The organism is Streptomyces sp. NBC_01092 (genome assembly GCF_045039535.1).
Lineage (GTDB): Bacteria > Actinomycetota > Actinomycetes > Streptomycetales > Streptomycetaceae > Streptomyces.
In genome coordinates this window covers 1,091,551-1,112,963 of the sequence record NZ_CP108659.1, presented here as the reverse complement: position 1 = coordinate 1,112,963, position 21,413 = coordinate 1,091,551, and the positions used below count along the sequence as shown (strand labels likewise).

Here is a 21,413-nt window from a genome sequence, read left to right as displayed (position 1 = left end):
GCCCGGTGCCGGGTCGACCCGGTCCGGCCCGTCACACCCCAGGTATGGGGCGGACGGTGAGGATCTGCTGTGCCTGGCCGACCGGGCCGTCGACGTCGTGCAGGACCGTGCTGGTCAGGCCCTGGCCGGACGGGCCGAAGGTGACCGAGGTGTCCAGTCCGGTCCAGGTGCCGCGCGGTTGGCGGTGCAGGTGGACGGTCAGGTCGACGTTGGGGAACATGCATGCGGTGGGCGGCTGCCGGACCGCTATGCCGTTGGCGGTGTCGACGAGGGCGAGGTACGACGCGAGAGGGCTGACCGGAACGCCGGCCACCAGCTCGAGCGGAGTGGAGATCCAGGCGGTCGTACGGCCCGGCCGGGGCGGTGCCACCGGGCGGACGTCGAGGGAGGCGATGTAGCCGCCGGGCCAGACGTCGGACATCGCCCACGGGGCGAGGGACTCCGGCGGGGTGAGACGGTCGTCGGGGCCGCCCGCGACCGCCGAGGTGTCGAGCCGGGCCAGGTACCAGGCGCGGGCCCGCACCACCGGACGGTCCGCGATCCGTACGACCGCTTCCAGGAGCTGGATGGTCCGCCCGGGACGGACGGTCTCCACCTCGATCTCGCACTCGTCGAGGGCGAGGCGGCCGAGGATGTCGTAACTGACCCGGGCCAGGACGAGCCCGTCGTCCGGCGCGCCCGCGCGATGGCGGTCGAGGGCGTGGACGACGAGCCCGCCCAGCGGACTGAAGTGCTGCTCGTCCCGGTGCCAGGCTCCGCTCGCGTGCGGTGTCGGCTTGTAGCGGCGGTCGTCGATGGCTTCGAAGTAGCTTTCGGCGGTCAACGGACGCTTCTCCCAAGGGTGTTGTTGAAGGGTGTGCAGAGGGTGTCGAGCGGTCAGAGGGCGTTGAGCAGGACGACATATACGGCCGTTCCGGCACCGACGCTCAGGATCGTGCGGCGGCCGAAGGCCAGATGGGCGCCGATGGTCACCGCGACGGCGAGCACCGCGTACCCCGCCCCGTGCCGGTCGGTCGTGATCGTGCCGCGCAGCGCGGTCACGGCGAGGACGGCGAGGATGCCGACGGGCATCCATGTCGCCAGCCGCCTCACGACGACCGATTCGCGCAGCCGCCCGAGCACGGCGAAGGGCACGGCACGCAGGGCCAGCGTGATGCCGAAGACGATGGCCAGGACCGCCACGAGATACGAGGTGCTAGGCATGCGCGGTCTCCTGGGCGGTATCGCGGGCGGTGCGGAGGTGACGGACCATGAGCAGACCGACGAACAGCAGCAGCGCGGTGAACAGGGCCATGCCCGGGGTGAGCACCAGGGCTACGGCGACGCTCCCGCCCGCGAGCAGCAGGGACGGCAGTTCCTTGCGGGAGCGGAACGCGTCCAGGGTGAGCACCGTGAAGAGGGCGCACAGCGCGAACTCCAGGCCCTTGACGGGTGCGGGCAGGACCGCGCCGAGCGCGACGCCGACCATGCCGCCGCCCACCCAGTACGCCTCGCACGCGATCTGCATGGCCAGCAGCCGGGGCGCCGAGCGCTCGTGCTCGGGCAGGGCGGCGTTGACCGCGTAGACCTCGTCGATCATCGCGTAGACGGCGTACGCCTTCGCCACCGGATGCCTGACCAGGTGCAGCGGGAAGGAGAACGCGTAGAAGACGTGCCGGAAGTTGACCACGAGCACGGTCAGCGCGACCGCGGCGAGCGGGGTGACGGTGGCCACCATGCCCACCAGCAGCAGTTCCAGGGAGCCGGCGAACGCGGCGAGGGAGAGGGCGGGGGCGAGCCACCAGGGCAGTCCGGCCTGGACGATCAGCAGACCGAGGGCGATACCGAGGGGGAAGATGCCGAGGCCGGCCGAGAAGGAGTCGCGTATGCCCCGGGATATGTGTTCCGTTCGTTCCACGGCTCCATCGTCCCGCAGAAGCCATGACATGTGGTTGCGAGTATTGCCCGGATCGGCGCCAGCTGAGCAATAATATTCGTGTGGACGCGATCGACGAAGCAATCATTGCCGAGCTGGAGCGGGACGGACGGCTGACCAACGTGGAGCTGGCCCAGCGGGTCGGGCTGACCACCGGGCCGTGTCTGCGCCGGGTCCAGCGGCTGGAGGCCGACGGTGTCATCCGCGGCTACCGCGCCGTGATCGACCCGGCGTCGGTGGGCCGCTCCTTCGAGGTCCTGATCGACCTCGGCCTCGAATCGCAGGACGCGGAGACGGTCGAGCACTTCGAGCGGACCCTGGCACAGGCCGAGGAAGTGCTGGAGCTGCGGCGGATGTTCGGCAGCCCCGACTACTTCGTGCGGGTCGCCGTCGCCGACCTGCCCGCGTACGAGGCGTTCCTCAGCGGACGGGTCATGACGATCCCCCGGATCAAGAACGTCACCTCGCACTTCACGATGAAGACCGTCAAGCCTGCCCCGTAGTGGGCTCACGGCGCCGACTCCCGCGGGCGCGTGGTGGCGAAGCGTCTGCGGTACTCGGTCGGGGTGGTGCCCAGGTGGCGGGCGAAGGCCCGGCGCAGGGTCTCGTCGCTGCCGAGCCCGCTGTGCCGGGCCGCCGAGGTCACGCTGTGCCCGTCGAGCAGGAGTTGCTGCGCTCGGTCGAGACGGACGCGCTCGACCCAGCGGGCGGGCGTGGTGTTCAGCTCGCTCTGGAACAGCCGCGTCAAGTGCCGGGTACTGACGGCGGCGGACGCGGCCATCGCGGGCAGGCTGTGGTCGGCGCCCGGATCCGCGAGCACGGACGCGGTGAGCGAGCCCAGCAGGTCGCTGCGGGCCGGCGGGGTCGCCAGAGCGGTGGAGAACTGCGATTGTCCGCCCGGGCGTTGCATGAAGACGACCAGTTCGCGGGCGGCCTCCCGGGCCACGTCCGCTCCGTGGTCGTCCTCGACCAGCGCGAGCGTCAGATCGATGCCCGCGCTGATGCCGGCGGAGGTGAGATACCGGCCGTCCCGGACGTGGAGCGCGTCCGGCTCGACCCGAACCCGGGGATGACGGCGGGCGAGCGTCTTGGCGTGCCGCCAGTGCGTGGTCGCCCTGCGGCCGTCGAGCAGACCCAGCTCGGCGAGCACGAAAGCGCCGCTGCACACGGACGCGACCCGCTCCGCACGCCCGGCGAGCAGCGCGGCCGCCGCCAGCAGGTCCGCGCCGGGGGAGCGCTCGGCGAGTGCGTCGGCCCCGGCGACCACGAGCGTGTCGACCGGCCCCACGTCGGCCGCGGTCACGGTCCGGGCCAGCGCCACGCCCGACGACGTCGTGACGTCGCCGCCGTAGGGGGAGGCCAGCACCGGTGCGTAGGGGTGGCCGAGCCGCCCCGCCTGGTGCAGCACCTCAAGGGGGCCGCCGGCGTCGAGCAGGGTCACCCCGTCGAACACCAGGAGGGCCACGCGATGGGTCATGTCCGGATCTGTGGGTCGTACGGCACGAAGGACATGGCGCCAGGATAGGCCACCGGACGACATTGAAGGAGGTCACCGACCGGGCGGACCGGTCGGGCGAGAAGAGGAAGGCCGTCATCATGGGTGAAACGATCGCGGGCGTACGGATCCCGGACAGCGCACTGGCACGGGAGGCCACCGAGCTAGTACGGGACGTCGCCGCGCCGCTGCTGTTCGACCACTCCCGGCGGGTCTTCCTGTTCGGGTCGCTGCGTGGCCTGGAGGCGGGGCTGCAGTTCGACCCCGAACTGCTCTACGTGGGCGCGATGTTCCACGACCTCGGCCTGACCGAGCGCTACCGGCGCACCGACCAGCGGTTCGAGATCGACGGCGCCGACGAGGCCCGCCGATTCCTGCACGCCCACGGCGTCACCGGCGAGCCGGCCGACCGGGTCTGGACGGCCGTCGCCCTGCACACCACACCGGAAATCCCCCTGCACATGGCACCCGAGGTCGCGCTGGTCACCCGCGGTGTGGAACTGGACGTCCTCGGCATCGGCTACCAGGCCGTCTCCGACGGGCAGCGTGCCGCCGTCGTCGCGGCCCACCCGCGCCCGGACTTCAAGAACCGCATCCTCGCCGCGTTCACCGAGGGCATCCAGGACCGCCCCGAGACGACCTTCGGCAACGTCAAGGCGGACGTGCTGGCCCACTTCGTGCCCGGGTTCGTACCGGGTGACTTCGTGGAGGCCATCAAGAACTCCGGCTGGCCCGAGTAGCAGGTCCGGCGCGGGGTCGCCGACGGGGCTGCGTGTCCACGCGAAAGAACCGTGCGCCGACGCGAAAGACGCCGCGGCCGGGTCTTGGCAGAGTCGTCCTCGCGTCGAACCACGCCGGTTCGACGCACGGCGCGAGTACGCCTCACACCACACCCGGCCGCCCCTTTCGAGGGCCGGTACGGGCGAGCACCGAAGGATCCGCATGACCTCGACCCCGCAGGTACAGACCGTCCGTGGCCCCGTGGCGGCAAGCGACCTCGGCACCGTCCTGATGCACGAGCACGTCTTCGTCCTCAGCGAGGAGTTCCGGCAGAGCCTGCCCGGGACCTGGGACGAGCGGGAGCGCGTCGGGGACGCCGTGACGCGGCTGAAAGCCCTCGCCGCGACCGGCGTCACCACCATCGTCGACCCCACGGTCATCGGGCTCGGCCGTGACGTCGCCCGCGTCGCCGCGGTGAACGAGCAGGTCGACCTCAACATCGTCGCGGCCACCGGCATCTACACACTGGCCGACGTCCCCGACTACTTCCGCTACCACGGCCCGGGCACCCTGCTCGGCGGCCCCGAGGGCATGACCGAGTTGTTCGTCCGTGAACTCACCGAAGGTATTGCCGACACCGGCATCAGGGCCGCGTTCCTCAAGTGCGCCATCGAGGACGAACTCACCCCGGGCGTGGAGCGAGTGATGCGCGCCGTCGCCCAGGCACATCTGCGGACGGGCGCCCCGATCACCGTGCACACCAGCGCGAGTGCCCGCACCGGACTCGTCGCGCAGGACGTCCTGCGCAGCGAGGGCGTGGACCTCGGCGCGGTCGTCATCGGCCACAGCGGCGACACCGTCGACCTCGACTACCTGCACCGGATCGTCGACAACGGCTCGTACGCCGGCATGGACCGGTTCGGCCTCGATGTCCTGCTGCCCACCGACCAGCGCGTGGCGACCGTGGCCGCGCTCGCGCGCGAGGGGTACGCGGAACGGATGGTCCTGTCCCACGACGCGTCCTGCCACATCGACTGGTTCCCGCCCGGCGTACGCGAGCAGATCGCGCCGAACTGGCACCACACGCATCTGCACGACGAGGTCCTCCCGGCGCTGCGCGCCGCGGGCGTGACGGAGGAACAGCTCACCACCATGCTCGTCGACAACCCGCGCCGGTACTTCACGCCCTCCGACGGCTAGCGTGCGGCCGGGCCTCGCGAGGTGTCATGCCGAACTCCGCCCGGAACGCGGTCGCGAACGACGCGTGACTGCCGAAACCGCAGGAGTGGGCGATCTCCGCGATGGAATACGCCGCCCAGCCCGCGCCGGCCAGGCGGGCCCGGGCGACGTTCAGCCGTTCGCGGCGGATGAGGTCACGTGCCGTGGTCCCGGCGGCCTGCAGCACCTGCTGCACATGGCGCACGGACCAGCCGAGCGCCCGCGCGACGGAGGCGACGTCCAGGTCCGCGTCGCAGGCGTGCCGGCGTACATGTCGGCGGACAGCGGCCTCGACCGTGGCCCGCTGCCCCGAGGGCACCGTGTCGCCGCCGCCCTCCGCGGCCAGACACACCAGGTCCAGCAGCCGGTCACAGGCGATGTCGAAGGCCGGCTCGGTCAGTTGCTCACGCTCCTCGTGCAGCGTGGCCGTCAACTGCCGTACGACTCGGCCCAGTCCACGTGTTCCGTCCAGCAACTGCGGCCCGGCGGCGGCGACCCGGCTGCGCACGGCGACGTCCTCGCCGGACATCATGAACGCGACGGACAGGAAGCCGGCGTCGTGCGCGAACGTCATCGGGCGGTCCACGTCGCACAGCACCATCTGCCCGGGCCGGATCCCGGTGGCCGACGGCCCCTGCTCCACCCGCGCGGTACCGGCGAGCGGCACGAGGAGTTCGTACGCTCCCCGGGGATCGGACCGGATGTGCCGGGCGTCCCGCTCGACCACCTCCCGGCCGCCCGAGCACAGGGCGAGGCCGTAGGCATGGGACCGCTGCCACTCCAGGCGCCCGGTCCACGGGGCGTCACGGTCCGGCACACTGATCCGGCCCGCGCCGTGCAGGCCGGTGAACGCCTCGTCCCAGGCGCCCGCCGAGGAGAAGGTGAGGGACTGGCTCCAGGAGTACATGGCTCATCCCGGTAGGGGAACGGACGTATGGATCGTGCGCATCGCGAAGACCCCGGCCCACCGGCAGCGGGGGAGCCTGCGGCGGGCCGGGGTCGGTCAAGGGCCGTGCGATGAGGTCGCGGGTCAGGCGGCCGTGGCCCGCTTGATCAGGTCGACGACCGCGTCGGGCTGCGACACGTAGACGGAGTGGCTGCCCGATGTCTCCACGACCGTGGCACCCGCACGCTGGGCCATCGACCGCTGGGCCGGCGGCGGGATCATGCGGTCGTCGGCGGCGACCAGGTACCAGCTCGGCCTGGTCCGCCACGCGGGTTCGGTGACGGCGCCCTGGAGGGCCTCGACGCCCCACGGGACCTGGGAGTCGGCCATGAACCGCGCCTGTGCCGCGGGCAGGTCGGCGGCGAAGGAGGCGTGGAAGTGTTCGCGGTCGAGGAAGAGGTAGCCGTCCTTCGGCGGCAGGATCGGCGGCACCGGAGCACCCGGCGGCGGGTCCGCGATCAGGGAGTTCACGGACTCGTCCTTGTCCGGCGCGAAGGCCGCGATGTAGACGAGGGCGGAGACCTTGGGGTCGCGGCCCGCTTCGGTGATCACGACTCCGCCATAGGAGTGGCCCACCAGGACGACCGGCCCGTCCTGCTCGGCGACCACCTGGAGCGTCGCGGCGACGTCCCCGGCGAGGGACTGGGTGGGGTTCTGCACGACGCTGACGTGGTAGCCCGCGTCCACGAGCCGCTCATGGACACCCTGCCAGCCCGATCCGTCCACGAAGCCACCGTGGACGAGCACCACGTTGCGCAAGGCGATGTCGGTTGCCATGCCCGGCCTCCGTTCTCTGCTGTCTGCCGTGGGTCCGGAATTCCCGGTTGCCCTCACCCTAAGAAGACCCTGTTCGTGCCGCTTCGGCCAGATGACCTAATGCCCCGGGACCTGCGGTGACCGGGCGGCCGGTGTGACGCACGGGCAGCGCTCGGACCCGGAAACGTGACACAGGACACTCCTCAGATTTCGAACTTTCCTTCTCTCCACCCGTCATGTCCGTGTTCCTGCCCCACCACCATGGGAGGCTCCATGGCAACTCTCATCGGACGATCAGCGGAGCTCGCGATCGTCGACCGGATCTTCGGCACGGCAGTCGCGCGGGGCGCGGCGCTGCTGCTGACCGGAGAGCCCGGCGTGGGCAAGAGCGCGCTGCTGGACGCCGCAGCGTCGCGCGCGGCCGACAGGGGAATGAGGGTGCTGCGGGTCACCGGCTCGCAGTTCGAGGAGAGCGTCAGCTTCGCGGCGCTGAACCAGATACTCCAGCCGCTGGCCGACGGGATCCCCGCGCTGCCCGCACGGCAGGCCGACATACTCCAGGCCGTGCGCGGGCTGACCGAAGGACAGCCCACCGAATTACTCGCCATCGCCAACGCCGTGCACGTCCTGCTCACCCATGCCGCCGGCGAGAGCGGGCCGCTCGCCCTGATCATCGACGACGTGGCCTGGCTGGACCGGCCCAGCGCAGCCGTGCTGGGCACCATCGCCCGCTACGTCAGCACCGTCTCCCTCGCCCTGCTGGCGGCGTCCCGGACCGGCGACGAGTCGTTCCTGAGCAGCACCGGCATCCGCCTCCACGAGGTGCAGCCGCTGGACGACGCCGCGGCCGAGGAGCTCGTGGCCGAGCGGTTCCCCGCCATGGCGGCCAGGGTCCGCCGGCGCCTGGTGGCCGAGGCCGGGGGAAACCCCCTGGCGCTGCTGGAGCTGCCCGTCGCGCTCAACGACGCCCAGCACACGGAGTGCGGAAGCCTGCCGTCGGTGCTGCCGCTGACCGAACGCCTCAAGCGGGTCTTCACCGCCCGGGTCGGCGCCCTCCCGGACACCACCCGGAGCCTGCTCCTGCTCGCGGTCCTGGACGGCTCGGGCGAACTGCACCTCCCGCAGCGGGCCATGGGCGGCCTCGACGTCCTGGCCGAGCTGTCGCCCGCCGAGCGGGCCGGCCTCGTGCGGGTCGACAGCCTCACGGGTCGTCTGGTCTTCCGGCACCCGCTGACCCGGTCCGCCGTCATGGAACTGTCGACCGCCGCCGAACGCCGCTGGGGCCATCTGGCGCTCGCCTCGCACCTGCCCCACGGATCCGAACGCCGGGCCCGGCACCTCGCGAGCGCCACCATCGGCCCCGACGACGAAGTCGCCGCCCTCCTGCACGAGGTGGCCTACCGCACCCTGCACCGCGGCGACGCCGTCGGCGCCATCACCACCCTGCTGCGCGCCTCGGAACTGAGCAGCACCGGTGCGGCCAAGGGCCGCAGGCTGGCCGAGGCCGCCTGCCTGGGCGCCAACATCACCGGCGATCTGCGCAACGTACGCGCGCTGCTGGACAACGCCGGACGCGCCGACCCGGCCGGCACCGACTCCCTCGCGGCCGCCACCGCCGCGGCGAGCCAACTCCTCAACGGCGAGGGCGACGTGGACACCGCGCACCGGCTCCTCGTCAGCGCCATCGACAACCACGCCCTCGCCGACGAGGTGGACGACAACATCCTCCGCGAAGCGCTGAACACCCTGCTCCTGGTGTGCTTCTTCAGCGGCCGGCCGGAGCTGTGGAGCTCCTTCGACAACGTCGTGCGGCTCCGCCGGCCACGCTCCTCGGGCCGGCTGCTCCCGGTGGTCCTGGGTGCCTTCGGCGATCCGGCGTACTCGGCGCTGTCCGTGCTCGACCGGCTCGACGAACTCATCTCCGAACTGCACCAGGAGTCCGACCCCGTACGGATCTTCGGGACCGCCCTCTCGGCCGCCTACGTCGACCGCTTGGCGGGCTGCCGCAGCGCGCTGCGGCGCGTCGTCGACGACGGCCGCGACGGAGGGGCCATCGCGCTGGCGATCCAGGCGCAGTTCCTCCTGGCCAACGACGCCTATGCCGGCGGGCAGTGGGACGACCTCATGGAGATCACCGACGAGGGCCTCGGGTGGTGCGCGACCTACAACTACCGGCTGTCGGCGTGCTCGGGCCGCTTCCTGCGCGGGCTGGTGGCCTCCGCACGCGGCGAGCGCAGCACCGCGCGCGAGATCGCCGACCGCCTCGTCTCCTGGGGAAATCCCCGGGGACTGGGCGCACTTCGCGTCTACTCCTCCCACATCCGGGCCCTGTCGGCGCTCGGCGCCGCGGACTTCGACGCCGCCCACCGGCTCCTGAGGGCCATCGTCACACCGGGCGAGGTACAGCCGCACACGCCCCATCACCTCTGGCTCCTGCTGGACTTCACCGAGGCCGCGGCACACACCGACCACCACGACGAGGCCGCCGCGCACATCGCCGCGGTCCGCAAGACCGACATCCCGTTCGTCTCACCGCGCCTGGCCATGCTCACCGACGCGGCCGAGGCGATGGCCGCGGCGGACTTCATCGACCACGACCGGTTCGAGGCCGCCATCGCCACACCCGACGCCGAGCGCTGGCCGTTCGACTGGGCCCGCATCTGCCTGGCCTACGGCGAGAGGCTGCGCCGGGCCAAGGGGGGCTCCGCGGCCCGCCCGCACCTGGAGGCCGCGCTCAGTACCTTCGAACGCCTCGGGGCCGCGCCCTGGAGTGCCCGGGCGGCGAACGAACTGCGGGCCAGCGGGATCCCCGTGCACCACACCGCACCCGGCCACGACCGCCGATCACTGCTGACCCCGCAGGAACGGCAGGCCGCGCAACTGGCCGCCACGGGACTGACCAACAAGCAGATCGCCGCGCAGCTCTACCTCTCGCCCCGCACCGTGGCCGCCCATCTGCGGGGCGTCTTCCGGAAGTTGAACGTCACCTCGAGGGCCGGCCTGCGCGACGCGCTGACCGGCCCGAATCCGTGACGCTCAGTTCCCGGCAACGGGAAGGGAACGGGCACAGAAGCGAACAGCCCGCCTCACGAGAGGCGGGCTGTCGCGAACGGGGGGGCGATCAGCGGGTGCCGCGGTCCGCTCTCTCGATGATCTTGGTGACCGCACCGGGGTGGCTGATCATGACGGAGTGGGAGGCACCCGAAACCTCCGCAGTGCCGCGGGCGTTGGCGCGCTTGTACTCGAAGCGCTGGAGCGCCGGCGGGATGGCGTTGTCCGACGCCGCAACCAGACCCCAGGAGGGGATGTCGTGCCAGGCCGCGTCCTTGGTGACGTCGGTCAGGGACGAGGCGCTGAACGGCCGCTGCGCCGCCTGCATCACGTTGGTGACCGACACCGGTAGGTCCCCGGCGAACGCACCGCGGAACTTGTCGGCCTTGAGGTACAGGTCAGTCCCCGTGCTGCCGTCGGGGTTCGGGAACGGCACCGGGTCGACGGCGTCCGGGATCTTGCTGCCGGGGAACTTCTCGAGGAGCTCGCCGACCTGCTCGCCCTTGTCGGGCACGAACGCGGCTATGTAGACGAGGGCCTTGACGTTGGGGTTGCCGGCCGCGGCGTTGGTGATGACCGCTCCGCCGTAGGAGTGCCCGGCGAGGATGATCGGACCCTCGACGGACTTCAGCACACTGGCCAGGTAGGGCGCGTCGGTGGGCAGTCCACGCAGCGGGTTGGCGGGCGCGACGACCGGATAGCCGTCCTTCTGCAACCGTCTGATCACGTCGTTCCAGCTCGCGGACGCGTCGGCGAAGCCACCGTGCACGAGCACGACGGTCGGCTTGGCGCCGTCCGTCGGGGTGGACGCCGGCGTCGCCTCGGCCGTCGTCGCCAGGAGGGCCGCGGCGAGTGCGCTCGCGGCGGTCGCGGCGACGATTCCGTTTCTCATGACCTTCTTGTTCATGTTCTGTGCCTCTCTGCCTTCGTCGCGGTCACGCCTGGTGGGCGGCGGCGGCCTGCTTGATCAGCTCGGCCACGGCCTCGGGCCGGGAGACGTAGAAGGCGTGGCTTCCGGCGGACTCGCTCACCGTGGCGCCGGCCCGCTCGGCCATCGCGCGCTGCGCGGCCGGAGGGATCATGCGGTCGTCGGTGGCGACGAGGTACCAGCTGGGCTTGGCACGCCAAGCGGCCTCGGTGACGGTCCCGCCCAGCGCGTCCACACCCCAGGGGACCTGCGAGTCGGCCATGAACTGGGCGTCCTCGGCCGGGAGATCACCCGCGAACGAGGCGGCGAACTTCTCCCGGTCCAGGAGCAGGAAGCCGTCCTGGGGCGGCAGGATCGGCGGCACGGGCGCGCCGGGAACCGGGTCGGCGATGAGGGTGGCGACGGACTCGTCCTTGTCCGGGGCGAAGGCCGCGACGTAGACGAGCGCGGCCACCTTGTCGTGCCCGCCGGCCTCGGTGATGACGGCCCCGCCGTAGGAGTGGCCGATCAGCACGGCCGGACCGTCCTGCGCGTCGAGGACCCGGTGGGTGACCGTCACGTCGTCCTGCAGCGAGAGGGTCGGGTTCTGCACGATGCTGACGTTGAAGCCGTCGCGGGTGAGGAGGCGGTGCACCGGCTGCCAGCCGGATCCGTCGACGAATCCGCCATGCACGAGAACGATGTTCCTGACAGTACTCAAGTCACTGCTCCTTGATGGCCGAAAGTACTCTGACCAGCAACAAGCTAGGTCGCGCCGTTTGCTGTGGCTTCGACCAAATGACCTAGTTCCCCGCGGAGTTCGTGACGCCGCTCATCCTCGTCCGATGTGGCGCAGCAGGGCGGTCACCGCGGGGTGTGTGTCCCCGCGCGGGTGGACGACCCCCATCATCCACGTCGGTGCGCGCGCCGCGAAGGGACGTACGGGGAGTTCGGGGAAGCGGGCGGCGAGCGACGGCGGCATGATGCACACGCCGAGGCCGTGCCGGACCAGGTCGGCCGCGGCCAGGAGGTCGTTCACCTCGAAGGCGACGGTGCGATCGAGGGAGGCTGCGCGAAACGCCTTGTCGACCGCGTGCCGGACCGCCCAGCCGGGGGAGAAGTCCACCAGCGGCAGCTGCGCGGCCTCGGCCAGGGTGACCGGACCCTCGGGCGGCAGCAGATCCGTCGTCGGGGCGGTCACCAGGACCATCTCCTCCCGTGACAGCAGCCGGGTCGCCAGACCGCGCGGCGACGGGGGGTCCAGGGCGGCCACCGCCAGGTCGAGGGTTCCGTCGCGCACGGCCCGCGGGATGTCCTCGGCCGGCGCCTGCCGCAGTCGGAGCACCACGCCCGGGTGCTCCGCGTGGAACGCGGCGAGAGCCGTCGGCAGGCCGGCGTACAGGCCCTGCATCACGCCGATCGTGATCTCCCCGCGCAGCTCGCCCCGGGCGAGATCGACCGCGGTCCTGGCCTCTTGGGCGGCGCGCAGGGTGGCGCGGGCGGCGGGCAGGAAGGCCTGCCCCGCGGGGGTCAGGGACACCCGGTGCGTGGTGCGCTGGAACAGCGCGGCGCCCAACTCCCGCTCCAGGGCACGGACCGTGCCGGAGACCGCGGACTGCACGACGTGCAGCCGCCTGGCCGCGGCACTGAACCCGCCCTCCTCGGCGACCGCGACGACGACCTCCATCTGACGCAGATCCATGGCCCTCACTCCGGCTCCGCCGTCGGCTATCTCTCACATAGATAACCATCATCTTCGATCATCTCCACCGGATGGGAAACAGTGACCCCGCGCATGCGTTGGAACCGACATGTCCACCTCTGCGGATGGGAGCACTCCGATGTCGCTGATCACAGCCGTCGACCCGCATACGCGCACGCAGGCCACCCACCGGTACGGCGCCGGGTTCTGGACGGTCGCCGCGGTGTTCGTGACGGCCATGGCGTTCTCCACCGTCCCCACGCCGCTGTACCCGCTGTACCAGGCGCACGACGGGTTCTCCACGTTCACGGTCACCGTCGTCTTCGCCGTCTACGCCGTCGGCGTGCTGACCAGCCTGCTGCTCGCCGGGCATGTCTCGGACTGGCTGGGCCGCAAGAAGGTCATGACGGCGGCGCTGGTCCTGGAACTGATCGCCGCCGCGCTGTTCCTGTCCGAGCCGTCGCTGCCGGTACTGATCCTCGCCCGGCTCGTCACCGGTCTCGGTGTCGGGATGCTGACGGCCACCGCCACCGCGTATCTGCACGAACTGCACACCGCCCACCGCCCCGGCGCCTCCACGCGACGCTTCGAGATCGTGTCGACCGTCGCCAACATCGGCGGCCTCGGCATCGGCCCCATAGCCGCCGGGCTGCTCGCCCAGTACCTGACCGCACCGCTCCTGCTGCCGTACGCCGTCTTCGTCGTCCTGCTGCTGATCGGCGTGGCCGCCGTCGCACTGACCCCCGAGACCGTCCGGGCGCCCGAGGTGCGGCCGGCCTACCGTCCGCAACGGGTCGGCGCCACCCGTGGGGAGCGCGGATATCTCACGGCCGGCGCCGCCGGATTCACGTCCATGGCCGTGTTCGGGCTGTTCACCTCCGTGGTCCCCGGCTTCGTCGGCGGCACCCTGCACCACCCCTCCCGCGCGCTGGCCGGACTGGTCGTGTTCGCCGTGTTCGGCGCCGCCGCGGTGGCCCAGACGGTCACCGGCCGGCTGGGCGCCCGCACGCGCTGGTACCTCGGACTGCTCGCCCAGGCAGTCGGTATGGCCATCCTCGCCATCGGCGTGCGCCTGGCCAGCCTGCCCGTGTTCCTGCTGGCGGGGATCGTCGCCGGAGTCGGCGCCGGGGTCCTGTTCAAGTCCGCCGTCGGACAGGTGGCCGGCGCCGCCGCACCGGCCCAGCGCGGCGAAGCCCTCGCCGGACTGTTCCTCGTCTCCTACCTGGGCCTGGCCCTGCTGCCCGTTGGCCTCGGCGTAGCCAGCCGTGCGATGAGCCTGACCGACGCGACGACATGGTTCACGGTCGTCGTCCTCGCGCTGCTCGCCGCGGTCGCCGTACGGACCCGCCGGGACGGCGCGAAGGCACGCTGATCGCCGGTCACCAGGGCGGGTGTGTGGCCGTGAGCCGTATGGACGTACTGCGGCGGACCACGGGCACCGCGCGGTTACATGAGTCGGGTACGCACGGATCCGTCTCGTGAGGCGAGGAAGCCATGAGCCAGGCGCAGGAGACCCCGGGAACCGTTACGTACGACGTGATCGTGCTGGGCGCCGGCCCGGTCGGCCAGAACGTCGCCGACCGCGCCCGCGCCGCCGGTCTGTCGGTGGCCGTCGTGGAACGCGAACTCGTCGGCGGTGAATGCTCCTACTGGGCCTGCGTCCCCAGCAAGGCACTGCTGCGGCCGGTGATCGCGGTCGCCGACGCCCGCCGCGTGGACGGCGCCCGGCAGGCCGTCACCGGCCGGATCGACACCGACCGTGTCTTCGCCCGCCGCGACCGCTACGTCAGCGACTGGGACGACAGCGGCCAGGCCCTGTGGGTCAAGTCCATCGGCGCCGACCTCTTCCGCGGCCACGGCCGGATCGACGGCCCCCGCCGGGTCACGGTCACCCGCGACGACGGTGCGCGCCAGACCCTCGCCGCCCGGCACGCGGTCGCCGTCGCCACCGGCAGCGACCCCGTGCTGCCCGACCTCCCGGGCATCGAGGAGGCCCGGCCCTGGACGAACCGGCACGGCACCGACTCCAGCACCGTGCCCGGCCGGCTCGCCGTGGTCGGCGGTGGCGGGGTCGGCGTGGAGATGGCCACCCTGTGGCAGGGCCTGGGCTCCCGGGTCACCCTGCTCGCGCGCCGCCGACTCATTCCGCGCATGGAGCCCTTCGCCGGCGAACTGGTCGCCCAGGGGCTCAGCGACGCGGGCGCCGACGTACGCATCGGCGTGCAGGTGACCGCGCTGCGCCGCCCCGACCCGAAGGGCCCGGTCACCGTCACCCTCGACGACGGAGGCGAGTTGGAGGTCGACGAGGTCATGCTCGCCACGGGCCGCGCCCCGCGCACCGGCGACATCGGTCTGGACACGGTCGGGCTCACCCCGGGCTCCTGGCTGGACGTCGACACCACCTGCCTCGTCCAGGGCGTCGAGGGAGGGTGGCTCTACGGCCTCGGCGACGTCAACCACCGCGCGCTGCTCACCCACCAGGGCAAGTACCAGGGCCGTACCGCGGGCGACGCCATCGCGGCCCGCGCCGCCGGCCGGCCCCTGGACGACGGTCCGTGGGGCGACCACGCCACCACCGCCGACCAGTACGCCGTGCCCCAGGTGTTCTTCACCGACCCCGAGGCGGCCGCAGTGGGCCTGACCGCCGAGCAGGCCGAGCGTGCCGGTCACCGCATCCAGACCGTCGACCTCGACTTCAGCGCCGCCCAGGGCGCCAACCTCCACGCCGACGACTACCCGGGCCACGCCCGCCTGGTCGTCGACCTCGACCGGGACATCCTGCTCGGCGTCACCTTCGTCGGCCCGGGCGTCAGCGACCTCCTGCACTCCGCCACCGTCGCGGTCGTCGGCGAGATTCCGCTCAAACGCCTGCGGCACGCCATCGCCCCCTTCCCCACCGTCAGCGAGATCTGGCTCTTCCTCCTCGCCGCGTACCAGGACAACCGGGACTGACCGAGGGGGAGTACGAGTGCGGGCATTCGGCCTATACCCGTACGTTCCGCTGAACTCTGCCGTCCTGATGTGACGTTGCCCATTGCGCGGCAGGGCGCGCCTCGTGAGGCTCTCGGGGAACAAGCGTCCGAAGAAAATTCCGAGGAACTGTTATCCGCGGCCCACCGAGCGATCTCCCAGGTATCGGACAGCATCGCCCGGCGTCGAGGACAGGGAAGTTTTTGATGAGTACAGAGCGCACGAGGGAACTCGCGGCACTGGTGAGCGCCGCCCGCAGCGGTGACCCGGAGGCTCAGGACGCCCTGGTCAGTGCGTACCTCCCGTTGGTCTACAACGTTGTGGGGAGGGCTCTGAACGGCTCCGTCGACGTCGACGACGTGGTCCAGGAGACGATGCTCCGCGCCCTCGACTCGCTCGGCGGACTGCGCACCCCCGAGAGCTTCCGCTCCTGGCTGGTGGCCATCGCGATGAACCAGGTCCGGGCGCACTGGCACGACCGGCAGTCCGCCCCGGGCGGCGTCGAGGAGGCCGAGGACCTCGCGGATCCGGGTGCCGACTTCGTGGACCTGACGATGGTGCAGCTCCAGCTGTCCGGCCAGCGCCAGGAGACGGCACGCGCCACCCGCTGGCTGGAGCCCGACGACCGGGGGCTGCTGTCGCTGTGGTGGCTGGAGTGCGCCGGCGAGCTGACCCGGGCCGAGGTCGCCGCGGCCCTGGAGCTGTCCCCGCAGCACGCGGCGGTACGGGTGCAGCGGATGAAGGCGCAGCTGGAGGCGGCCCGGGTGGTGGTACGGGCGCTCGACGCGCGGCCGCGCTGCGCGGAGCTGCACGCTGTGCTCGGGTCCTGGGACGGCCGGCCCTCGGCCCTGTGGCGCAAGCGAATAGCCAGGCATGCCCGGGATTGCATGCATTGTTCCGGTCTGTGGAGCGGGTTGATGCCGGCCGAAGGGCTGCTGGCCGGCCTCGCGTTGGTGGTCGCCACGCCCGCGCTGCTGGAGAGGGTGCTTGCCGCTTCCGGCGGGATGGCCCCGGTCGGCTCGGCCTCGGCCGTGAACGCGTCATCGGGGCACGCCGGATCGGGCGGGGGAGCGGGGCACCGCGCCTCGGGTGGCCGGACCGTGTCCCGTGGCGAGGCCCGCCGACGTCGCCGTATCAAGCGCCGGGCCGTCGGAGGCGCCGTCGTGGCGGCCTGCGTCGCGGGTGGCGGATTCTGGTACTTCGACTCCGACCCCGGCACCGGAACCGGAACCGAGGAGCCGACCGCCGCGCGCACCGCCGGAGCCCCCGTGGCCGACCTGTCGGAGCGCCCCCTGGAGACCTCCCCGTCGCCCTCCAAGTCCCCGTCGCCGTCCGCCTCGCCGTCGAAGAAGGCAACCCCCTCCACAACCCCCAAACCGACCAAGAAGGCCACGCCGACGCCCCGGCCGACCCCACAGCCGACGCGGACCGCGTCCAGCACGCCCCAGCCACAGTCGGCCCCCACCGACAAGGTCGGGCAGGTCGTCGCGCTGGTGAACAAGGAGCGGGCGAACGCCGGCTGTGGTCCGCTCGCCGAGGACTCCCTGCTGAACAAGGCCGCGCAGGGCCACTCCGCGGACATGGACGCCCGCGACTTCTTCGACCACACCAACCCGGACGGCGCCGACCCCGGCCAGCGCATCACCGCGGCCGGCTACCGCTGGTCCACGTACGGCGAGAACATAGCGATGGGCCAGCAGACCCCGGCGGCCGTGATGGAATCCTGGATGAACAGCCCCGGCCACCGCGCCAACATCCTCAACTGCTCGTTCAAGGACATCGGCGTCGGCATCCACGACGGCGCGGGCGGCCCCTGGTGGACGCAGGCCTTCGGCGCCAAGCTCTGAGCCGCGAAACGGATCGCACCCGTCACAGCATGAGGTGCTTGACCTGCGTGTAGTCGAGCAGACCGGTGAGGGAGAGGTCACTGCCGTACCCGGAGTGGCGTACGCCGCCGTGCGGCATCTCCGACACCGTCGTGCCATGGGTGTTGACCCAGACGATGCCGGTCCGCAGCGCCCGGCCGGCCCGCATGGCGCGGTCGTGGTCCCGGGTCCAGACGCTCGCGGCGAGGCCCTGGGGTACGTCGTTGGCCAGCCGGATGGCCTCGGACTCGTCGGTGAACGGCTGGACGGTGACGACCGGGCCGAACACCTCTCCCTGCACGATCTCGTCCTCCTGCCGCACCCCGGCGACCAGTGTGGCCTGGTGGAAGTAGCCGGGCCGGTCCAGCGCCGCGCCACCCGTGACGACCTCGGCGTGCCCCGGTAGCCGCTCCAACAGGCCGGTCACGGAGGCGAGTTGGGCGGAATTCGCCAGCGGGCCGAACGCGGCGTGCGCGTCGTCCGGCGCTCCGGGGCGCTGCCCGGCCGCCCGGTCCGCGAAGAGGGCGAGGAAGCGGTCGTGGATCCGCCGGTCCACCAGGATCCTGGTCGCCGCCGTGCAGTCCTGCCCCGCGTTGTAGAAGGACAGCGACGACAACTGCTCGACCGCGTCGTCGAGATCGGCGTCCGCGTGGACCAACACCGGAGCGTTGCCGCCGAGTTCGAGGTGCAGCCGCTTGAGGTCGGCGGCCGCCGCCGCGGCGATCTCCTTTCCGGCGCGGACACTCCCGGTGACGGCCACCAGCCGCACGAGCGGATGGGCGACGAGGGCACGCCCCGTCTCACGGTCGCCGCACACCACGTTCAGCACACCGGGCGGCAGGTGCTCGGCGGCCAGCCGGGCCAGCAGCACCGCCGACGACGGCGTCGTGTCGGACGGCTTCAGGACCACGGTGTTGCCGGCCGCGAGCGCCGGGGCGACCTTCCATACGGCCATCATCAGCGGGTAGTTCCACGGCGTGATCTGGGCACACACACCGACCGGCTCGCGCCGCAGTACGGAGGTACGGCCCGGCGTGTACTCGGCGGCCGCCGCGCCCGGCAGGTTCCGGGCGGCACCGGCGAAGTACCGCAACACGTCCACGATCGCCGGCAGTTCGTCCGCGAGGAACAGGGCGCGGGGCTTGCCCGTGTCGGTGACTTCGGCGCGGGCCACCGCCTCGGCCTGCCGCTCCAGGGCGTCGGCGATGCGCAACAGCGCCGACTGCCGTTCGGCCGGAGTCGTCGACGACCAGGCAGGGAAGGCCTCTTCGGCCGCCCGGCAGGCCGCGTCCACGTCTTCGGGGCCGCAGAGCGGAGCCGTGCCGTGGGGGAGTCCGGTGGCGGGGTCGATCAACGCCAGGGTGGCACCGGACGCGGCCGGAACCTCCTTGCCGCCGATGTGGTTGAGCCGGTCGTTGCCGGTCAGGGCCCGGTTCGGCCCGTCGGTGTCAGCCACGGTGCAGCGCCTCCTCGGCGGCGGCGCGGCCGGTGCGGACGGCGCCCTCCATGTATCCGGCGACCCACTGGTCGGAGCCGCAGACGTAGAACGGCGGTTCATGCGTGCCGTGCAGCGGGCCGACGGCCATGACCTCACCCGGCGGCCACTGGGTGACGTACCCCTGCGTCCACGGGTCGCTGCCCCACAGCCGCAGATGGCAGGCGCTCGGCCGCAGTGCCTCGTCGCCGAACATGCCGGCCATCTCGGCGAGCAGCTCGGGGGTGCGCAGCCGGGGCGGGGTGCCGAGCAGGACGCCGTACCGCTCGGGCGGGATCAGCGCCGACAGGACGCCCTCGTTCTGCGGCCAGGTGCTGCCCAGCACTCCCTCCGCCTCGGACAGGCCGTTCAGATCGGCGTCCCGCCAGAACGGACGGTCGTAGACGGCGGCGAACTTCGCGGCCGTGGCGTGGCGTTGCCGGTGCAGCGAGGCGAGCCGTGCCTCGCTCACACCGCTGACGGCGACATCCCGCAGCGGGCCGACCGGCAGGGCGCTCACCACGGCGCCGGCGGTGAGGGCCTCGCCGGAGACCAGACGCACGGCGCACCGGCCGGGGCGGACGTCCAGCGCTGCGACGGGCGAGCCGAGCCGGATCCGCGGACCCAGCTCGCGGCCCAGGACCTCGGCGAGCGTCGCCGAGCCCTCCGCGAGCCGCAGCCCCTCCCAGTCGTCGTAGTCGTAGTCGCCCGTGCCCGAACCGGGGACCGCAGCGCTCTTGCGCAGCGCGGCCAGCAGGGAGATCCGCTCGTACGAGCCGCCCGCCAGGGCGAGTTGGCCGATGTCCCACAGGCGTACGACGGCCGGGGTGGCCTGACGCGAGCGCAGCCAGTCGGCCACCGAGAGGCGGTCCAGGGCGGTGGCGTCCGGATGGGACCAGGGGTCGTCGGGGTCGACGGTGGCGGTGAGGGCGGTGAACTCGGCACTCAGGCGCTCGTGCAGGGCCGGGTCACCGGGGCCGAACCAGTGCGGTGGATTGCCGGCCGAGCGCCCCTCCGGGGTGGCGCGGGTGATGCGGCCGGGTTCGTCGACATAGCTGGGGATCAGGTCGAGGTCGAGTTCCTTGGCGAGTTGGAGATAGGCGGTGTGCCCGCGGCCGACGACCTCACCGCCCAGCTGGACGGTTCGGCCGTCGGGTGTGCGGGTCTGCTCGACCCGGCCGCCGACGCGGTCCCGGGCCTCCAGGACCAGCACGTCGGTGCCGGCGGCGGCCAGGTCCCGGGCGGCGGCGAGCCCGGCGAGACCGGCGCCGAGCACGATCACGTCGTGATGCATGGGTTTCGCTTTCGTCAGGGGTGGGTCAGGCCAGGACCAGGCAGTGCTCGGGCCGCCACCCGAACTCCACCGTCTCGCCGCCGCTCCAGCGGTCCTCCATGCGGGCGCGGGCCGTGTTCTGCTCCAGCACCGACAGCGTGACGCCCGGGGCGAGTTCGATCAGATACGTCGTGGTCGGGCCGCTGTAGACGGTCTCGCGGATCACCCCGCTCTGCATCGACATGCCCGGCTCGAAGTCCGACAGCCAGATCTTCTCGGGGCGCACGGACACGCTGACGGCGGTGCCGTCCGCGATACCGGAACGCGCGCCGACGGCCAGGGCGGGCCCTTTCTCCAGCGTCACCTCGCCATCCCGGTACGTGCCGGTCATCAGGTTGGAGGTGCCCATGAAGGAGGCGACGAAGCGGGTGCCGGGGTGCTCGTAGATGTCCTCCGGCGTGCCGCACTGCTCGATGTGGCCCTCGTTCATCACCGCGATCCGGTCGGACATCGTCAGCGCCTCGTCCTGGTCATGGGTGACGAAGACGAAGGTGATGCCGACCTCGCGCTGGATCTGCTTCAGCTCCACCTGCATCTGGCGGCGCAGTTTCAGATCGAGGGCGGCCAGCGGTTCGTCGAGCAGCAGCACGGCCGGGCGGTTGACCAGCGCACGGGCCAGGGCGACGCGCTGGCGCTGGCCACCCGAGAGGGTACGGGGCCCCCGGTCGGCGAGACCCGCGAGCTGGACCAGCTCCAGCATCTCGCCGACACGCCGGCGTATCTCGGCCTTGGCGACGCCCCGGCGCTTGAGGCCGAAGCCCACGTTGTCGGCGACGCTCAGATGGTCGAACAGGGCGTAGCTCTGGAAGACGGTGTTGACGTTGCGCCTGTTCGGCGGCAGGGCGGTCACGTCCTCACCGGCCAGCACCACCGCACCCTCGGTGGGATCGCTGAACCCGCCGATCATGCGCAGGGTCGTGGTCTTGCCGCAGCCCGACGGGCCCAGCAGGGAGAAGAAGTGGCCGGCCTCGATGTCGAGGTCCAGGCGGTGGACGGCGTAGGAGTCCGTGAACTGCTTGGAGACACCGTCGAGCCGGACGGCGGGGGTCGCGTCCATGGGG

The 21,413-nt window shown here is 72.1% G+C and carries 19 protein-coding genes; 7 read left to right on the top strand and 12 right to left on the bottom strand.

The window, feature by feature from the left end:
• Positions 1–31 precede the first annotated feature (31 nt).
• Genes OG254_RS04865 through OG254_RS04855 form a run of 3 tightly spaced genes read right to left on the bottom strand, consistent with a single transcriptional unit; the run spans position 32 to position 1,897 of the window.
• Positions 32–823 (bottom strand): thioesterase family protein, encoded by a 792-nt coding sequence (locus OG254_RS04865; protein WP_405577582.1) that lies wholly within the window; start codon positions 821–823, stop codon positions 32–34.
• Between the two features lie 53 nt (positions 824–876).
• The gene (locus OG254_RS04860) at positions 877–1,203 is read right to left on the bottom strand and encodes a branched-chain amino acid transporter permease (protein WP_405577580.1); all 327 of its coding nucleotides are present in this window, start codon (positions 1,201–1,203) and stop codon (positions 877–879) included.
• Complete coding sequence (locus OG254_RS04855; RefSeq protein ID WP_405577578.1) at positions 1,196–1,897, bottom strand: AzlC family ABC transporter permease; 702 nt, start codon at positions 1,895–1,897, stop codon at positions 1,196–1,198. The genes OG254_RS04860 and OG254_RS04855 overlap by 8 nt, the downstream gene beginning before the upstream one ends.
• An 80-nt stretch (positions 1,898–1,977) precedes the next feature.
• Here OG254_RS04855 and OG254_RS04850 point away from each other — a divergent pair, with 80 nt between their 5' ends.
• A complete protein-coding gene (locus OG254_RS04850; protein WP_405577576.1) occupies positions 1,978–2,418 on the top strand; it encodes an Lrp/AsnC family transcriptional regulator in 441 nt (146 codons plus the stop codon).
• Positions 2,419–2,423: 5 nt separating this feature from the next.
• On the opposite strand, the gene OG254_RS04845 is transcribed toward OG254_RS04850, so the two are convergent.
• Positions 2,424–3,392, bottom strand: coding sequence for a GlxA family transcriptional regulator (locus OG254_RS04845; RefSeq protein WP_405577574.1), 969 nt, complete (start codon positions 3,390–3,392; stop codon positions 2,424–2,426).
• Positions 3,393–3,511: 119 nt separating this feature from the next.
• On the opposite strand from OG254_RS04845, the gene OG254_RS04840 reads away from it, so the two are divergent.
• Positions 3,512–4,150 carry an HD domain-containing protein gene (locus OG254_RS04840; protein ID WP_405577572.1) on the top strand — a complete coding sequence of 213 codons (639 nt, stop codon included), beginning with the start codon at positions 3,512–3,514 and terminating at the stop codon, positions 4,148–4,150.
• Positions 4,151–4,352: 202 nt separating this feature from the next.
• A complete protein-coding gene (locus tag OG254_RS04835) occupies positions 4,353–5,330 on the top strand; it encodes a phosphotriesterase (protein WP_405577570.1) in 978 nt (325 codons plus the stop codon).
• On the opposite strand, the gene OG254_RS04830 is transcribed toward OG254_RS04835, so the two are convergent.
• Together OG254_RS04830 and OG254_RS04825 are read right to left on the bottom strand one after the other, a co-directional pair.
• Positions 5,311–6,255: an AraC family transcriptional regulator gene (locus tag OG254_RS04830; RefSeq protein ID WP_405577568.1), complete on the bottom strand. Its 945-nt coding sequence runs from the start codon at positions 6,253–6,255 to the stop codon at positions 5,311–5,313. The genes OG254_RS04835 and OG254_RS04830 overlap by 20 nt on opposite strands.
• A 123-nt stretch (positions 6,256–6,378) precedes the next feature.
• Positions 6,379–7,071 (bottom strand): alpha/beta hydrolase, encoded by a 693-nt coding sequence (locus OG254_RS04825; protein WP_405577566.1) that lies wholly within the window; start codon positions 7,069–7,071, stop codon positions 6,379–6,381.
• A 252-nt stretch (positions 7,072–7,323) separates the two neighbouring features.
• On the opposite strand from OG254_RS04825, the gene OG254_RS04820 reads away from it, so the two are divergent.
• Positions 7,324–10,083: an AAA family ATPase gene (locus tag OG254_RS04820; protein ID WP_405577564.1), complete on the top strand. Its 2,760-nt coding sequence runs from the start codon at positions 7,324–7,326 to the stop codon at positions 10,081–10,083.
• A gap of 88 nt (positions 10,084–10,171) precedes the next feature.
• On the opposite strand, the gene OG254_RS04815 is transcribed toward OG254_RS04820, so the two are convergent.
• The 3 genes from OG254_RS04815 to OG254_RS04805 all read right to left on the bottom strand — a co-directional run bounded on the left by OG254_RS04815 (position 10,172) and on the right by OG254_RS04805 (position 12,710).
• Entirely contained in the window at positions 10,172–10,993 is an 822-nt protein-coding gene (locus tag OG254_RS04815; RefSeq protein WP_405577562.1) for an alpha/beta fold hydrolase, read from the bottom strand.
• Positions 10,994–11,036: 43 nt separating this feature from the next.
• Entirely contained in the window at positions 11,037–11,729 is a 693-nt protein-coding gene (locus OG254_RS04810) for an alpha/beta fold hydrolase (RefSeq protein WP_405577560.1), read from the bottom strand.
• A gap of 111 nt (positions 11,730–11,840) precedes the next feature.
• The gene (locus OG254_RS04805; RefSeq protein WP_405577558.1) at positions 11,841–12,710 is read right to left on the bottom strand and encodes a LysR family transcriptional regulator; all 870 of its coding nucleotides are present in this window, start codon (positions 12,708–12,710) and stop codon (positions 11,841–11,843) included.
• Between the two features lie 139 nt (positions 12,711–12,849).
• Here OG254_RS04805 and OG254_RS04800 point away from each other — a divergent pair, with 139 nt between their 5' ends.
• The 3 genes from OG254_RS04800 to OG254_RS04790 all read left to right on the top strand — a co-directional run bounded on the left by OG254_RS04800 (position 12,850) and on the right by OG254_RS04790 (position 17,527).
• On the top strand, positions 12,850–14,082 hold the full coding sequence (locus OG254_RS04800; protein WP_405577556.1) for an MFS transporter: 1,233 nt from the start codon (positions 12,850–12,852) through the stop codon (positions 14,080–14,082).
• 122 nt (positions 14,083–14,204) lie between these two features.
• A complete protein-coding gene (locus tag OG254_RS04795) occupies positions 14,205–15,662 on the top strand; it encodes a dihydrolipoyl dehydrogenase family protein (protein ID WP_405577554.1) in 1,458 nt (485 codons plus the stop codon).
• A gap of 224 nt (positions 15,663–15,886) precedes the next feature.
• The gene (locus OG254_RS04790) at positions 15,887–17,527 is read left to right on the top strand and encodes a sigma-70 family RNA polymerase sigma factor (RefSeq protein ID WP_405577552.1); all 1,641 of its coding nucleotides are present in this window, start codon (positions 15,887–15,889) and stop codon (positions 17,525–17,527) included.
• Positions 17,528–17,549: 22 nt separating this feature from the next.
• Here OG254_RS04790 and OG254_RS04785 read toward each other — a convergent pair whose 3' ends face one another.
• From OG254_RS04785 to OG254_RS04775, 3 genes are read right to left on the bottom strand one after another with little or no spacing between them, the layout of a single operon-like run.
• A complete protein-coding gene (locus tag OG254_RS04785; RefSeq protein WP_405577550.1) occupies positions 17,550–19,001 on the bottom strand; it encodes an aminobutyraldehyde dehydrogenase in 1,452 nt (483 codons plus the stop codon).
• On the bottom strand, positions 18,994–20,313 hold the full coding sequence (locus OG254_RS04780; RefSeq protein WP_405577548.1) for a flavin monoamine oxidase family protein: 1,320 nt from the start codon (positions 20,311–20,313) through the stop codon (positions 18,994–18,996). Before OG254_RS04780 ends, OG254_RS04785 begins: the two co-directional genes overlap by 8 nt.
• 25 nt (positions 20,314–20,338) lie before the next feature.
• Positions 20,339–21,409, bottom strand: coding sequence for an ABC transporter ATP-binding protein (locus tag OG254_RS04775; protein ID WP_405577543.1), 1,071 nt, complete (start codon positions 21,407–21,409; stop codon positions 20,339–20,341).
• Positions 21,410–21,413: the final 4 nt, after the last annotated feature.

Bases quoted from the DNA above. Each gene is read 5' to 3' on its own strand.
- OG254_RS04860 (WP_405577580.1), bottom strand. From the start codon at position 1,203: ATGCCTAGCACCTCGTATCTCGTGGCGGTCCTGGCCATCGTCTTCGGC.
- OG254_RS04845 (WP_405577574.1), bottom strand. From the start codon at position 3,392: ATGACCCATCGCGTGGCCCTCCTGGTGTTCGACGGGGTGACCCTGCTC.
- OG254_RS04840 (WP_405577572.1), top strand. From the start codon at position 3,512: ATGGGTGAAACGATCGCGGGCGTACGGATCCCGGACAGCGCACTGGCA.
- OG254_RS04835 (WP_405577570.1), top strand. From the start codon at position 4,353: ATGACCTCGACCCCGCAGGTACAGACCGTCCGTGGCCCCGTGGCGGCA.
- OG254_RS04830 (WP_405577568.1), bottom strand. From the start codon at position 6,255: ATGTACTCCTGGAGCCAGTCCCTCACCTTCTCCTCGGCGGGCGCCTGG.
- OG254_RS04825 (WP_405577566.1), bottom strand. From the start codon at position 7,071: ATGGCAACCGACATCGCCTTGCGCAACGTGGTGCTCGTCCACGGTGGC.
- OG254_RS04820 (WP_405577564.1), top strand. From the start codon at position 7,324: ATGGCAACTCTCATCGGACGATCAGCGGAGCTCGCGATCGTCGACCGG.
- OG254_RS04815 (WP_405577562.1), bottom strand. From the start codon at position 10,993: ATGAGAAACGGAATCGTCGCCGCGACCGCCGCGAGCGCACTCGCCGCG.
- OG254_RS04805 (WP_405577558.1), bottom strand. From the start codon at position 12,710: ATGGATCTGCGTCAGATGGAGGTCGTCGTCGCGGTCGCCGAGGAGGGC.
- OG254_RS04800 (WP_405577556.1), top strand. From the start codon at position 12,850: ATGTCGCTGATCACAGCCGTCGACCCGCATACGCGCACGCAGGCCACC.
- OG254_RS04795 (WP_405577554.1), top strand. From the start codon at position 14,205: ATGAGCCAGGCGCAGGAGACCCCGGGAACCGTTACGTACGACGTGATC.
- OG254_RS04790 (WP_405577552.1), top strand. From the start codon at position 15,887: ATGAGTACAGAGCGCACGAGGGAACTCGCGGCACTGGTGAGCGCCGCC.
- OG254_RS04780 (WP_405577548.1), bottom strand. From the start codon at position 20,313: ATGCATCACGACGTGATCGTGCTCGGCGCCGGTCTCGCCGGGCTCGCC.
- OG254_RS04775 (WP_405577543.1), bottom strand. From the start codon at position 21,409: ATGGACGCGACCCCCGCCGTCCGGCTCGACGGTGTCTCCAAGCAGTTC.